We start from the raw sequence: 13,114 nt of genomic DNA, 5'->3' as shown, positions 1-13,114 counted from the left end.
GAGAACGCGATGGCCTTTTTCGAGCATGACGGCTGCCGTTTCTACTACGAGGAGCACGGCCAGGGCGAAGCGCTGCTGCTGGTGCACGGTCTGGGCTCCAGCACCCGCGACTGGGAGTACCAGATTCCCCACCTGGCCCGCACGCACCGGGTACTGAGCCTCGACCTGCGCGGCCACGGCCAGTCGTCCAAGCCACGCCAACGCTACAGCATCGCCGGCTTCGCCGCCGACGTGGCGGCGCTGATCGAGCACCTGCAGCTGCCGCCGATACATCTGGTGGGCATCTCCATGGGCGGCATGGTCGGCTTCCAGCTGGGCGTCGAGCGCCCCGAACTGCTGCGCAGCCTGACCATCGTCAACAGCGCCCCGGAGGTCAAGGTCAGGAGCGCCGCCGACCTCTGGCAGCTGGCCAAGCGCTGGAGCCTGTCTCGCCTGCTGAGCATGCAGGCGATCGGCAAGGGCCTCGGCCGCATCCTCTTCCCCCATCCGCAGCAGGCCGAGCTGCGCGCCAAGATCGAGCAGCGCTGGCCGCAGAACGACAAGCGCGCCTACCTGGCCAGCCTCGACGCGATCATCGGCTGGGGCGTGCGGGAACGCCTGGCGGCGATCACCTGTCCTACGCTGGTGGTCACGGCCGACCGCGACTACACCCCGGTCGCCCTCAAGGAGGCCTATGTGAACGAACTGCCCGACGCCCGCCTGGTGGTGATCGAGCATTCGCGCCACGCCACGCCGATGGACCAGCCCGAACGCTTCAACGCCGTCCTGGACGACTTCCTCGCCCGGGTCGAAGCTACCCCGCCACACACCCAAGACAAGGACCTACGACCATGCTGAAGCAACTCCTCCTCTGCGCCTGCGGCCTGCTGCTGAGCACCAGCCTGCTGGCTGCGGAAAATCCCCATGTGCTGCTGACCACCAGCTATGGCGACATCGAGCTGGAGCTCAACGCCGAGAAGGCGCCGATCAGCACGCAGAACTTCCTCGGCTACGTGGAATCCGGCTTCTACAACGGCACCCAGTTCCACCGGGTGATCCCGAACTTCATGATCCAGGGCGGCGGCTTCGATGCCGACATGGCCGAGAAGGACACCTTCAAGCCGATCAAGAACGAGGCCGACAACGGCCTGCGCAACGACCGCGGCACCATCGCCATGGCCCGTACCCAGGTAGTGGACTCGGCCACCAGCCAGTTCTTCATCAACCACAAGGACAACGACTTCCTCAACCACGGCGGCCGCGACTTCGGCTACGCGGTGTTCGGCAAGGTGGTACGCGGCATGGACGTGGTTGACCGCATCGCCAAGGTGCGCACCGGCAACCGCGGCATGCACCAGAACGTGCCGGTCGAGCCGGTGCTGATCCTCAACGCGAAGAAGCTCTGACCTCGTACTCCTGGCGCAGCCGCTCCAGCCGCTGCGCCAGTTCCTCGGCGCGCAGGCCGTAGTTCTCCGGCAGCGCCGCCTGGCAACCGCCCAGTGCCAGCGACAGGCGCACGCCCCGCCCCGGTGGTTCGCAGCCCGGGCGATAGTGCCAGCCGACCAGGCGGTTCGGCCCCACCTGTGCCACGCCGAAGTGGCTCACCTGCGCCCAGCCCACCCGGTGCGCGCGAAACAGCGAAGAGAAGGTGAAGCCGTCCTCGTCTAGGCGCAGATAGTTGGCGCCCGGCAGCACCGCCACCGCCGCGACCAGGGCTCCCAGGCCGAACAGCGCCAGGCAGAACCAGCCGGCGAGGCGCCCGTCCCGCAACATCAGCACGGCGACCACGCAGAAGGCCAGCGACAGCAGCAGGATGCCCAGCCATTTCCAGGGCCTGGGGCGCAGTTCCTGGGTCATCGCAGGTAGGCGCCCACCTTGCGCCGCAGCAGCTCGACCAACTCCGTCTGCATGAAGTCATAGTCGTCGGGGATGTCCAGGCAGATCACCCGCTTGCCCCTGAGCCAGGGGGCGAAGCGCTGTTGCAGGCGGCGCCGGTGGACGGGCTCCATGACGAAGACCAGCTCGGCCCATTCGAGCTGTTCGGCGGACAGCGCTACCTCGGCGTCCGCCGCCAGCCCGGCCGAATCGCTCTCGACACCAGGCCAGCTGGCGAACAGGCGCTCGGCCGTGGGGCTGCGCAGACGGTTACGGCTACAGATGAACAGGGCGCGGGGCATGCTCAGCTTCCCTCTTGGCGATAGGGCAACAGCTGCCGCGCCTGCTCGGCATAGGCCAGCACCGCCGGCCGCTCGTGGGCCAGGAAGTCGGCCACCGCCGCACGCAACCCGGGGTGCAGCAGATAGTGCCAGGAACGGGTGATCTGCGGCTCGAAGCCGCGGATCAGCTTGTGCTCGCCCTGGGCCCCGGCGTCGAAGCGCTGCAGTCCCTCGGCGATGGCGCGCTCGATACCCTGGTAGAAACAGGTCTCGAAGTGCAGGCGGTCGAAGTCGCCCAGGCAGCCCCAGTAGCGCCCATAGAAAGTGTCGCCGGCCACCAGGCTGAAGGCCATGGCCACCGGCCGGCCATTGTGCAGCGCGGTGACCACGCGGATCGCCTCTGGCATACGCTCGGCCAGCAGGCTGAAGAAGTCGCGGGCCAGGTAGGGCGCGCGGCGGCGCACATGATAGGTGCTGGCATAGCAGGCGTAGACGAAGTCCCAGTCCGCCTCCGCGAGCTCGTCGCCGCGCTGCCAGCGGAACTCGATGCCCTGCCCGGCCACCTGCTCGCGCTCCTTGCGCAGCTGCTTGCGCTTGCGCGAACTGAGTGAGTCGAGGAAATCCTGGAAATCACGGTAGCCGCGGTTGCGCCAGTGGTACTGGCAGTCCAGGCGCTGCAACCAGCCCTCGCGCCCCTCGAATAACGTATCGTCCTCGGCGCGCAGGAAGTTGATGTGCAGGCCGGACAGGCCCTGCTCCGCCAGCTGTGCCTGCAGCTCGTCCAGCAGCTGCGCGCAGGCCCGTGCATCGCCGAGCAGACGCGGTCCGCTCACCGGGCTGAAGGGCACGGCGCCGAGCAGCTTGGGGTAGTAGGCGATGCCGGCGCGCTGGCAGGCCTCGGCCCAGCCCATATCGAACACATACTCGCCGTAGGAGTGCTGCTTGATATAGGCCGGCAGGGCCGCCAACGCCTGACCATGGGCGTCGTACAGCACCCGGTGGGCCGGCCACCAGCCACTGTCGGCAGCCAGGCTGCCACTGTCCTCCAGGGCACTCAGGAAGGCATGCCGCAGGAACGGCTGTGGCTCGGGCAGCAGGGCATCCCAGGCGGCGGGCGTGATCTGGCGTAGGGAATCGAGGCTGTGCAGCGGCATGGGTGCGCGGTATCCGGTGCGACAAGAGCCGCACTATAGCGCGCCATCCGGACGAAAAAAGCCCCGCGCGAGGCGGGGCCGAAGAAGGAGCAGTATCGTTCGCTTGTTCTTAGAACACGTACTGCAGGCGACCGATGATGGCCTTGCCGTCGTCCTGCACGTCTTCGCCGTCGATCTGCTGCTCGGTGTCGATATTGTCCACCTGGTAGTCGACGTAGTTCAGGCTCATGCGCACGGCCGGGGTCGGGAAGTAGTTGACGCCGACCACGAAGGCGTCGGCGGTGAACTCGTCGCCGATGTCCTCGGCGATGATGCCGTCGACGTTGCTGTTCAGCTCACCCGGTACGGCGTTCTCGTCGGCGTCGACGGTGCTGCTCTCGTAGCGGGCGAACAGTTCCACGGCACCCGCCTGGTCCGGCTTGTCCCACTTGCCGGCGCCGGCCTTGTACTTGCGTACGCCGTTGAACATGTAGGACAGCTGGGCGTAGTAGCCGCTGACATCCACGTCGGCATCGGCACCCAGATCGTCCTCGCCGGAGATGTTGCGCTGGAAGTACTCGGCCTGGGCACGGAAGGCGCCGAACTGGGCACCGGACTCCAGGACCCATTCGGTGTCCTTGTCGGCCTGGCGCACGTCGCCGAAGGTCAGGCGGTCATCCTGGTCGCTGCGGATACCCAGGCGGGTACGGGCGCGGCTGCGGTCGTCGTCCGGGTTGGAGCTGTGGAAGTTGGCACCCAGGTGCACCACGTCGGTACCGTTCATGTACGGCGCCCAGTTGGCGCGCAGGGTGTAGCCGAAGGCCTCGTCGTTGCCGTTGTCCGGGTTCTCGTAGGTATCGTAGTGGCCGACCTGGGCCATCAGGCCGTAGTTGTCACCGGCGTGCATGACGTTGACGCCGAACTTGGTGTCCTCGTCGCCATTGAGGAAGTCGTACATGAACGGACGTTCGATGCCGGTGATCCAGGACGAGCTGGTGGTGTTTTCAAGACCGTAGTCGACGCCGTACTTACCGACGGTGACGTCGGCGAAACCGAGGCCGGTGTAGGTGATGAAGGCGCGATCGACGTCGGTGCTCTCTTCGGCGTCGGTGTAGCTCAGACGCAGGCCATAGCCCCAGTCGGTGTAGGCCACGCCTTCAACGGAAACTTCACCGCGACGGATGAAGGTGTTGAAGGTGTCGTCGAACGGCTGATTCTGGCTGGCGGCCTGCAGGCCGTCGAAATTGGTGGCATCCCACTGCAGCTTGCCGCCCAGCTTGAAGCTGAATTCCTTGTCGGTGGTCGCGACTTCCAGGCCGCTCTTGGTGTTGATCACGAGGTCGGCGCCGTCGGTGGTGACGGTGCCGGCGAAAGCCTGGGCGGAAACGGCCAGGGCCAGTGCGCTGGCTGCGAAACCGGCGAAGTGCTTACGGATCATCGAAGGATTCCCCTATTGGTCTTTAGCGTTGGAAAACACGCGGGCTTCGGCCCTTGGTGTTGGGGGGGAATCTTGGCGGGGGGTTATTTCAGCGCGGTTGTGTTTATATGAAAATTCAATGACATAGGAACTTTTTTACTTCGTTAAAGAATAAGCGGAAAGGCCCGGCCCGCCTGGGCCGCGGCCGTTCCGACCGGGCAGTCAAGGCCGCCGAAAGCGCGCCGCGATCCAGTGATCGAGGCTCACCCAGCGCCCGCCACCGGTGCCGAACAGCGCCAGCAGCATCACCAGGTAGGTGGCGGCGAACTCGATGCCGTTGTTCAGCACCACGAAGCGCCCGCTGGCCGTCAGCCAGGCATAGTTGCCGTGCTCCTGGAGGATGGCGCGGGCTCGCTCCAGCTTCTCCGCCGCCGCCAGCACCCGCTCGTTGGCGAAGGGAGCGGACGGATCGGCGATGGCCTGCCAGCCGAACTGCCAGTGCACGGTGAAGATCGCCACCAGCATGGTCACCATCAGCGGGATGCTGATCCAGCGCACCGCCAGGCCGAACAGCAGCAGCAGCGCACCACCCGCCTCGGTCAGCGCCGCCAGCCAGGCCAGCAGTGCCGGGAACGGCAGGCCCAGGCCCCAGTCCGGATTGCCGAACCAGGCGATGGTCGACTCCATGTCGGCCAGCTTGTGCGTGCCGGCCATCCAGAATACCGGCACCAGGTACAGGCGCAGCAGCAGGGGGCCGAGAAAATCCAGGCGACGGGTAGCGTCCAGGCCATCCTGGAGGCGGTTGAGCAGTCTGAGCATGGTGATCTCCGTGCGGCGCGAGCCCGCGGATCAGGTGGCAGGGGGGAACCAGATGTCCTGGCGCTGCCAGTCATGGAGCAGCGCACGGGCCTGGCTGAAGTAGTGTTCGTTAGCCTCCAGGCCGCTCTGCGCGGCCAGCTCCAGCAGCGCCTCGGCGCTCGCCTGGCCGGCCTGCAGGCGCAGCGCCAGCTGGTAGGCGAAGGGCGCCAGCTGCTGGAAGCGCACCCGCTCCTGCGCATCGCGCCAGGCCAGCAGGCAGGTCGGCTCGGCCGGCGGCTGCACGGCCTGGTACTCGGCATCGATCCGCTGCACCGGCCAGGCGTAGGCCAGCGGCCAGGCCAGAGGCGACCAGCCCTGCCGCGGCAACTCGGCCTCGGCGACATCGAGGGCCAGCTCGACCCGTTCGTAGTGGGCCAGCTCGAGCAGGAACGGCGGATCGTCCGGCTCGGCGACGCAGCCCTCCTGCAGCCAGGCAAGGAACTCTGCGCCGATCTGCAGGAAGTACGGCGTGGTGCAGCGGTGGCCCGCCAGGAAGGCCCGCACCAGGCGTCGCCGGCGCGTCTCGCCGAGCACCCGGCAGAGCACCGGGAAACCGCTGCTGATGAAGCCATCGACATTGTTGAAGAACAGCTCCTCGTACACCGCCATGCGCTCAGGCGCGATGCCCGGCAGCAGCGCTTGCGACTCGGGCCGGCGGATGCGCGCGGCGAAGGCGGCCTGATCCTGCGCGCTCATCGTCCGGCCTCCCGTTGCAGCTGGCGGATCTGCGCCACCTCGGCGTACAGCTCGGCCACCGGCGGGAAGTTGAAGTCGCGCTCCAGCAGGGTCGGGCGCACGCCGTGCAGGCTGTAGCAATGCTGCAGCAATTGCCACACCGGCTCGCCCACCGGCGCGCCGTGGGTGTCGATCTTGAGGTCGGCGGCCTGGTCGTAATGACCGGCCATGTGCAGGTAGGCGATGCGCTCGCCGGGCATGGCGGCGATGTAGGCGCGCGCATCGAAGGTGAAATTGTGGGCGTTGACCGCCACGTTGTTGATGTCCAGCAGCAGCCGGCAGTCGGCCTCCTCCAGCACCGCGCGGACGAACTCGACCTCGTCCAGCTCGCCGGGCAGGCGCGCGTAGGCCGAGACGTTCTCGATGATCAGCGGGCGCTCCAGCACCTCCTCGACCTGGCGGATGCGCGCCGCGACGCGGCGCACCGTTTCCTCGCTGAAGGGCAGCGGCATCAGATCGTACAGCTGGCCCTGGTCGGCACAGGCCGACAGGTGTTCGCTATAACCGCGGACGCCGTGCTCGTCGAGGAACGCCTTGATCGAGCGCAGCAGCTGCATGTCCAGCGGGGTGAAGCCGCCGAGGTTTAGGGACAGACCATGGCAGAGAAACGGCAGGCGCTCGCTCAGCGCGCGCAGCTGGCGGCCGAAACGGCCGCCGACACCGATCCAGTTCTCCGGGGCGATTTCGAGAAAATCCGCCTGGCCGACGACGCTGTCCTGCAGCGCCGCCAGCAGGCCGCGACGCAGGCCCAGGCCGGCGCCGGTGACGAAACCCTGCATGGTCATGTCCCGTCGCCCTTACTCGGTCTTGTCGCCGCCGCACTTGCCCTCGCCGCACTTGCCTTCGCGACCGGCCTTGCCTTCCTCGCCGCAGCTGCCCTCCTTGCTCGCCTTGTCGCCGCCACACTTGCCTTCTTCGGCCTTCATCTCGCCCCCACACTTGCCCTCGCCACAGGAGCCTTCGTGGCCCTTCTCGTGGGCCGCCAGGCTGTAGCCGCTGGAGAGCTCCTGGGCGGCAAAGGGGTTGCTGCCAGCCTGGGCAGTGAAGGCAGCGGTGCTCAGCAGGGCGGCGCCCAGGGTGGCGACAACGGTATTCAGCTGTTTCATGGAGTCTCTCCAGTGGAGGGGCGACATGCCCCCGACGCAACACTAGACGGAGTGACGAAGCGGGCGTTACAGCCCGGGAGAATTTTTTCTACGACGCCGGCTCAGGGCTGCCGGCGATGCTGCTCGGCAAGGCGGTCGGCCAGGGCATCCAGCTCCGGCAGGCTCTGTTCGGGCAACTGGCGCAGCACGGCCTGGGTCACCTTCATCTGGCGGATGAAGCGCCGGCAGTGGTGGCACATGGCGAGGTGGGCGCGCACCGCGATGCGCTCGCGCAGGCGCAGCTGGCCGTCGAGATAGTCGCTGGAGTGAGCTACCAGTTCCTGGCAGGTCAGCATTGGCCGGTCTCCTCGAAATGCTCCAGGGTGGCGAACACCTTGAGCCGGGCGCGGTGCAGGAGCACGCGGACATTGGAGAGCGAAAGGTCGAGAAGATTACAGATCTCCTCCAGCTCCAGCCCCTGGCGCTCGCGCAGCAGCAGCACGCTGGACTGCATCTCGGACAGGCTGGCGATGGTCTTCTCCAGGCACTCGCGCAGCTCGCCGGCCGCCAGCAGGGCCTCGGGGGTATCCTGCTCCCACTGGCTGGGCGGCGCCTGCCAGTGGCCATTTTCCGAGAAACGTTCGGCACCGACGCTGCCATGCGGCGCCGGCAGGTCATCGAGCAGCGGCTCGCGGCGTTGCTGCTTGAGGCGGCTCTTGGCGGTATTGGCGGTGATGGTCAGCAGCCAGGTCTTGAGGCTGGCGCGCTGCTGGAAGCCGGCCAGGTTGCGCACCACGGCCAGCCAGGCGTCCTGCACCACCTCGTCGGCATTGCGGCTGCCGACTATGGCGTAGGCCACCGCGCGCATGGCACCCTGGTAGCGGGCGACCAGCTCGCGGAAGGCCTGCTGTTCGCCGGCCAGCAGGCGCTGCAACAGCTGCTGCTCGTCCATGGCGTGCGCTCCGCCAGGTACTGGCGTCAGGCCTTCTTGCGCAGGATCACGCTGCCGATCGAGTAGCCCGCGCCGAAGGAGCTGAGCACGCCCAGGCTGCCGGCCGGCAGGTCGTCCTGGTACTTGTGGAAGGCGATCACCGAACCGGCCGAACTGGTGTTGGCGTAGGTGTCGAGGATCACCGGCGCCTCGTGCGGCTCGGCATCGCGGCCGAGCAGCTTGCGGGCGATCAGCAGGTTCATGTTGAGGTTGGCCTGGTGCAGCCAGAAACGCTTGACATCGCCGACGTTCAGCTGGTTTTCCGCCAGGTGCGCGGCGATCAGCTCGGCCACCATCGGGCAGACGTCCTTGAACACCTTGCGGCCTTCCTGGACGAACAGCTTGTCCGGCGCGCCGATGCCCTCTTCCGCAGCGCGGTTGAGGAAGCCGAAGTTGTTGCGGATGTTGTTGGAGAACTGGGTCAGCAGCTTGGTGCCGAGGATATCCCACTGGTGCGCGGAGGTGGCCTGGTCGGCGCGTTCGATGATCACCGCGGTGGCGGCATCGCCGAAGATGAAGTGGCTGTCGCGGTCGCGGAAGTTCAGGTGGCCGGTGCAGATCTCCGGGTTGACCATCAGCACGGCGCGCGCCTGGCCGGTGGCCACGGCATTGGTAGCGGCCTGGATGCCGAAGGTGGCGGAGGAGCAGGCCACGTTCATGTCGTAGCCCCAGCCGTCGATGCCCAGGGCGGCCTGCACCTCGATAGCCACCGCCGGGTAGGCGCGCTGCAGGTTGGAGCAGGCGACTATCACCCCGTCGATGTCGGCGACGCTGCGGCCGGCGCGCTGCAGGGCTTCCCTGGCGGCGCCCACGGCCATCTCGCAGAGGATGCCCCACTCGTCGTTGGAGCGCTCGGGGATGCGCGGCACCATGCGCTGCGGGTCGAGGATGCCGTCCTTGTCGATGACGAAGCGGCTCTTGATGCCCGAGGCCTTCTCGATGAAGGCCACGCTGGACTCGGCCAGCGCCTGCACCTCGCCGCGCTCGATGGCGGCGGCGTTGTCGGCGTTGAACTGCTGGACGTAGGCATTGAAGGAGGCCACCAGCTCTTCGTTGGAGATGCTGTTGGTCGGGGTGTACAGGCCAGTGCCACTGATTACGGCTTTGTGCACGGGACATTCCTCTTCTTGTACCGCCGCGGGCGGCTGGCTGGTCGGTTGCACCCCGGTGCGGGCCGGCGGCGCGAATTCGGCTGCAGGGCGGCTCACGGCCAGGCTGGGCCCGCCACGCTGCAAAGCGCAGAGTGTGCCATAGCCGCCGGCGTGGCGCTGCTGTCGCACGGCGGCACCGGACTGGCGGCGAAGCATCCTGCGTTCATAGGAGATGCACGCACCTGCGGCGAAGACACAGGAATCTGTCGCGATAGTCGAGCAAAACAGGCTTTTGCGACGGGAGCAGCACGCTCGCCGAGACGATGCCCGGGTTTTGACCAGCCATTCAAAAAAGGCGCAGAATCCTGGCTTCCCAGCCCCTGGAGCCTGCCCATGCTCGGCACCCACGACCTCGCCCTGTTCGTCATTTCCGGCCTGCTGCTGAACATGGCCCCCGGGCCGGACTCGCTGCTGATCATGGCACGCAGCGCCACCCAGGGCTGGCGTGCCGGCTCGGCGGCGGCGCTGGGCATCGGCGCCGGCACCTGCGTACACATAGTCGCCGCCGCGCTGGGCATGTCCGCCCTGCTCGCCACCTCGGCCACCGCCTTCATGCTGGTCAAGCTGATCGGCGCTGCCTACCTGCTGTACATCGGCATCGGCATGCTGCTGGCCAGGCACAAGGAAGCGGCCGCACCGGGCGCCAGCGAGCTGCCGGCGCTACCCTACGGGCGCATCTTCGCCCAGGGCTTCCTGACCAACGTGCTCAACCCCAAGGTGGCGCTGTTCTTCCTCGCCTTCGTGCCGCAGTTCATCAGCCCGGACGCCGAGCACAAGGCACTGGCCTTCCTCCTGCTGGGCGCCATCTTCAACTTCAACGGCATGCTCTGGTGCCACTTCCTGGCCCTGAGCACCGCCTTCGCCCAGCAGCGCCTGCAGGTCGGCCGGCGCGTCGGCCTGTGGCTGGAGCGCGCTACCGGCGGCCTGTTCACCCTGCTGGGGGTGAAGCTGGCCCTCGCCGATCGGGTGTGATGCGCCGGGGCCGCAGGGCCCCTGGTGCAGTCCGGCTCAGTGGCTGGCCGCCACCGCGCCGCCCTCCCCGCCGGGGATGCACTCCAGCCGGCGCAACCAGGTGCAGCGCAGCAGGGCGGCGCACAGGCCGATGCTGGCGGCCGACTCATCCAGGCGCAGCAACCAGCCCCGCTCCTGCCGCTGCAGGCGCCAGCCAGGCGCCGCGCCGAGCGCCGCGAGGCGCTGGCGCAGGGCCTGTTCGTCCAGACTCCGGGTTTCCATCAATACGAGCTTGGCCATGGCGGTCTCCAGGACAGGGGGCGTGGCCGGCACTCAGGCCGATTGCATGGCGAAGCCGACGCCGAAGCGGTTCCAGAGATTGATGGTGGCGATGCACAGGGTCAGCTCGGCCAGCTCCTGCGGGTCGAACTGCGCGGCCACCTGCTGGTGCAGGGCATCCGTGACGTGCCCCTCGGTCAGCCGGGTCAGGCTGTCGGTCCACAGCAGGGCGGCCCGTTCGCGCTCGCTGAAGCAGGGCGCATCCTGCCAGGCGCCCAGGGCCAGCAGGCGACGGGCCGACTCGCCCTGCTTCAGCGCGTCGGCGCTGTGCATGTCCAGGCACAGGGCGCAGCCGTTGAGCTGCGAGGCACGCACCTTGACCAGCTCGCGCAGCGAGCCCTCCAGGGCAAAGCCGGCCTGGGTCTGTTCCAGGGCATAGATGGCCTTGAACACGTGCGGGGCGGTCTGGTGATAGTTGTTGCGCTTGCTGGTCATCATGGCGATTGCTCCGAAGGGGCCCGATGTCGTACCGGGATTGGTCGTCACTGTATTAGCCATGCATAACGCGATAAATTGGCCTCATACGGAAACATTGTGCGGAGATTCGGATAATGGCCCTGGACCGTCTGGAAGCCATGCGCGCCTTCTGTCGCATCGTCGAGCTGGGCAGTTTCACCCGCGCCGCCGATGCCCTGGGCCTGGCCAAGACCACGGTGTCGGGCCAGGTGCAGGCACTGGAAAGCCAGCTCGGCGTCAAGCTGCTGCACCGCACCACCCGCCGGGTGTCGCCGACCACCGATGGCAGCGCCTACTACGAACGCGCCCGCGCCGTGCTCGACGACCTCGACGAACTGGAAGCCAGCGTGGCGCAGAACCGCAGCCTGGCGCGCGGCCGGGTACGGGTGGAGATGCCCTCGCCGGTCAGCCGTTTCCTGCTGATTCCCGCCCTGCCCGACTTCGTCGCCCGCTACCCGCAGATCCGCCTGGACATCGGCAGCAGCGAGCGGGTCGTCGATCTGGTGCAGGAAGGCGTCGACTGCGCCATCCGCGGCGGCCCGGTGCACGACCCGGATCTGGTCTGCCGGCCCATCGGGCAGATGCGCTTCTGCCTGTGCGCGGCGCCGAGCTACCTGGCCGCCAGCCCGCCACTGCGGCACCCGCAGGATCTGGTGGCGCACCGCTACCTGGCCTTCGTCTACCCGGCCACCGGACGGCAGAAGGCCAACACCCTGCACTGCGGCAACGAGCATTATCCGATCGAGCAGGAGCCGGCCATGCGCTTCAACAGCGGCGAGGCCTACCTGGCCGCCGTCGTGGCCGGCCTGGGCTTTGCCGTGCTACCGGCGGCGGCCGCGCGCCAGGCCCTGGAAGATGGCCACCTGGTCCAGCCGCTGCCGCAATGGCAGGCCGACAGCATGCCGCTGAGCCTGGTCTACCCCCAATCGCGGCATCTCTCGGCCAGGGTGCGCGCCTTCATCGACTGGGCGGGCGAACTGCTGGCCGGCGATCCGCTGTGGCGCCCGCGAGACTAAGCCGCGGCGCTAAGCCCGTGCCGTTCTGACTGGTCGTCTGCTATCGCTGAGCGCCCAATTCGCCCAGGCACTGCTGCGAAACCTGCTGCAGGCGCTCGATCAGCGCCGGCGGTAACTCGGCCTGCTCCAGCGCGGCGATCTCGGCCAGGCTGAAATCGCGATCGATGCGCCCCACCGTGCAGTCGCAGTAGAGCAGCGCGCGCTCCTTGCCCAGCGGTTCGCCGGCGCTGTTCACACAGCTGTCGCGGAAGGTCTGCTTGACCCCGGCCGGCCAGTCCTTGGCCAGCACCGGCGCGCAGCTCAGCAGCAAGCCGAGCAGGATGGCGCGGCGGATACCCGACATGCCGGCGTTCACTGCAGCTTGGGCGGTTGCGCATCCGGGCGGATGTCGAAGCCGCCACGGTTCTCGCTGACGATATGGAAGTACTGCACGCTGCCCGGCGCGACCTTCACCGCCACTTCCTTGTGCAGGCGCCCCATGCCGCACAGGGTGTCGTCCAGCGGGTCGATGGTCAGGCCCAGCACGCGGGTACCGGCCGGCACATTGAAGCTCGCCACCTCGGCCATGCCGATGCGCGCGGCCAGCTTGCGATCCACCTCGATGGCCACGTAGCAGCCGCCGCCCATCAGGCCCATGTCACGGTTGACCACCAGCTGGCCACCGCCCTCGCGCGCCTCCTGGTAGGCCAGCAGGCGATCGTCGGGGACTTGGGTGATGTGCTCGGCGTCGGGACGGAACGACGAGCAGCCGGCCAGCAGAACCAGGGGAAAAACGGCGAGGATCGAACGCATGGAAGCCCTCCTTGGGCGTGCGTGGAGTCGGCCCAGTATTGGCGCTCCCACGCCG

19 protein-coding genes are annotated in these 13,114 nt (G+C 67.8%); 4 read left to right on the top strand and 15 right to left on the bottom strand.

Annotated features, from left to right (window positions below; translation table 11 throughout):
• Positions 1-9 precede the first annotated feature (9 nt).
• Complete coding sequence (locus AAG092_RS17715; RefSeq protein WP_373387712.1) at positions 10-837, top strand: alpha/beta fold hydrolase; 828 nt, start codon at positions 10-12, stop codon at positions 835-837.
• Positions 831-1,385 carry a peptidylprolyl isomerase gene (locus tag AAG092_RS17710; protein ID WP_110681835.1) on the top strand — a complete coding sequence of 185 codons (555 nt, stop codon included), beginning with the start codon at positions 831-833 and terminating at the stop codon, positions 1,383-1,385. The genes AAG092_RS17715 and AAG092_RS17710 overlap by 7 nt, the downstream gene beginning before the upstream one ends.
• On the opposite strand, the gene AAG092_RS17705 is transcribed toward AAG092_RS17710, so the two are convergent.
• The 11 genes from AAG092_RS17705 to AAG092_RS17655 all read right to left on the bottom strand — a co-directional run bounded on the left by AAG092_RS17705 (position 1,366) and on the right by AAG092_RS17655 (position 9,466).
• Positions 1,366-1,836, bottom strand: a complete 471-nt coding sequence (locus AAG092_RS17705) for a hypothetical protein (protein ID WP_373387711.1) — start codon at positions 1,834-1,836, stop codon at positions 1,366-1,368. The two genes, AAG092_RS17710 and AAG092_RS17705, sit on opposite strands and share 20 nt — an antisense overlap.
• Positions 1,833-2,156: a low molecular weight protein tyrosine phosphatase family protein gene (locus tag AAG092_RS17700; protein ID WP_373387710.1), complete on the bottom strand. Its 324-nt coding sequence runs from the start codon at positions 2,154-2,156 to the stop codon at positions 1,833-1,835. Before AAG092_RS17700 ends, AAG092_RS17705 begins: the two co-directional genes overlap by 4 nt.
• A 2-nt stretch (positions 2,157-2,158) precedes the next feature.
• The gene (locus tag AAG092_RS17695; protein WP_373387709.1) at positions 2,159-3,289 is read right to left on the bottom strand and encodes a GNAT family N-acetyltransferase; all 1,131 of its coding nucleotides are present in this window, start codon (positions 3,287-3,289) and stop codon (positions 2,159-2,161) included.
• A gap of 109 nt (positions 3,290-3,398) precedes the next feature.
• Positions 3,399-4,706 (bottom strand): OprO/OprP family phosphate-selective porin, encoded by a 1,308-nt coding sequence (locus tag AAG092_RS17690; RefSeq protein WP_373387708.1) that lies wholly within the window; start codon positions 4,704-4,706, stop codon positions 3,399-3,401.
• 201 nt (positions 4,707-4,907) lie between these two features.
• Complete coding sequence (locus tag AAG092_RS17685; protein WP_373387707.1) at positions 4,908-5,504, bottom strand: DoxX family protein; 597 nt, start codon at positions 5,502-5,504, stop codon at positions 4,908-4,910.
• Positions 5,505-5,534: 30 nt separating this feature from the next.
• Positions 5,535-6,239 carry a DUF2063 domain-containing protein gene (locus AAG092_RS17680; protein ID WP_373387706.1) on the bottom strand — a complete coding sequence of 235 codons (705 nt, stop codon included), beginning with the start codon at positions 6,237-6,239 and terminating at the stop codon, positions 5,535-5,537.
• Positions 6,236-7,063, bottom strand: a complete 828-nt coding sequence (locus tag AAG092_RS17675) for a DUF692 domain-containing protein (protein ID WP_373387705.1) — start codon at positions 7,061-7,063, stop codon at positions 6,236-6,238. Before AAG092_RS17675 ends, AAG092_RS17680 begins: the two co-directional genes overlap by 4 nt.
• A gap of 12 nt (positions 7,064-7,075) precedes the next feature.
• Positions 7,076-7,384, bottom strand: a complete 309-nt coding sequence (locus AAG092_RS17670) for a hypothetical protein (protein ID WP_110681827.1) — start codon at positions 7,382-7,384, stop codon at positions 7,076-7,078.
• Positions 7,385-7,485: 101 nt separating this feature from the next.
• Positions 7,486-7,719, bottom strand: coding sequence for an anti-sigma factor (locus AAG092_RS17665; RefSeq protein WP_110681826.1), 234 nt, complete (start codon positions 7,717-7,719; stop codon positions 7,486-7,488).
• Entirely contained in the window at positions 7,713-8,315 is a 603-nt protein-coding gene (locus tag AAG092_RS17660; RefSeq protein WP_110681825.1) for an RNA polymerase sigma factor, read from the bottom strand. Before AAG092_RS17660 ends, AAG092_RS17665 begins: the two co-directional genes overlap by 7 nt.
• Positions 8,316-8,341: 26 nt before the next feature.
• The gene (locus tag AAG092_RS17655; protein ID WP_373387704.1) at positions 8,342-9,466 is read right to left on the bottom strand and encodes a beta-ketoacyl-ACP synthase III; all 1,125 of its coding nucleotides are present in this window, start codon (positions 9,464-9,466) and stop codon (positions 8,342-8,344) included.
• A 372-nt stretch (positions 9,467-9,838) separates the two neighbouring features.
• Here AAG092_RS17655 and AAG092_RS17650 point away from each other — a divergent pair, with 372 nt between their 5' ends.
• Positions 9,839-10,477, top strand: coding sequence for a LysE family translocator (locus tag AAG092_RS17650; protein WP_373387703.1), 639 nt, complete (start codon positions 9,839-9,841; stop codon positions 10,475-10,477).
• Positions 10,478-10,513: 36 nt separating this feature from the next.
• Here the strand turns inward: AAG092_RS17650 and AAG092_RS17645 are convergent, their stop codons facing one another.
• Both AAG092_RS17645 and AAG092_RS17640 read right to left on the bottom strand, forming a co-directional pair.
• Complete coding sequence (locus AAG092_RS17645) at positions 10,514-10,756, bottom strand: hypothetical protein (protein ID WP_373387702.1); 243 nt, start codon at positions 10,754-10,756, stop codon at positions 10,514-10,516.
• A gap of 33 nt (positions 10,757-10,789) precedes the next feature.
• On the bottom strand, positions 10,790-11,230 hold the full coding sequence (locus tag AAG092_RS17640) for a carboxymuconolactone decarboxylase family protein (protein ID WP_110681962.1): 441 nt from the start codon (positions 11,228-11,230) through the stop codon (positions 10,790-10,792).
• Positions 11,231-11,346: 116 nt separating this feature from the next.
• Here AAG092_RS17640 and AAG092_RS17635 point away from each other — a divergent pair, with 116 nt between their 5' ends.
• Entirely contained in the window at positions 11,347-12,267 is a 921-nt protein-coding gene (locus AAG092_RS17635) for a LysR family transcriptional regulator (RefSeq protein ID WP_373387701.1), read from the top strand.
• A gap of 40 nt (positions 12,268-12,307) precedes the next feature.
• On the opposite strand, the gene AAG092_RS17630 is transcribed toward AAG092_RS17635, so the two are convergent.
• Entirely contained in the window at positions 12,308-12,610 is a 303-nt protein-coding gene (locus AAG092_RS17630) for a hypothetical protein (protein WP_373387699.1), read from the bottom strand.
• A gap of 8 nt (positions 12,611-12,618) precedes the next feature.
• Positions 12,619-13,059: a 3-isopropylmalate dehydratase gene (locus tag AAG092_RS17625; protein WP_373387698.1), complete on the bottom strand. Its 441-nt coding sequence runs from the start codon at positions 13,057-13,059 to the stop codon at positions 12,619-12,621.
• Between the last annotated feature and the right edge of the window lie 55 nt (positions 13,060-13,114).

The organism is Pseudomonas alcaligenes (assembly GCF_041729615.1).
Lineage (GTDB): Bacteria > Pseudomonadota > Gammaproteobacteria > Pseudomonadales > Pseudomonadaceae > Aquipseudomonas > Aquipseudomonas alcaligenes_B.
Note: the sequence above shows the minus strand (reverse complement) of the source record. Positions and strands in the feature narration are given on the sequence as shown.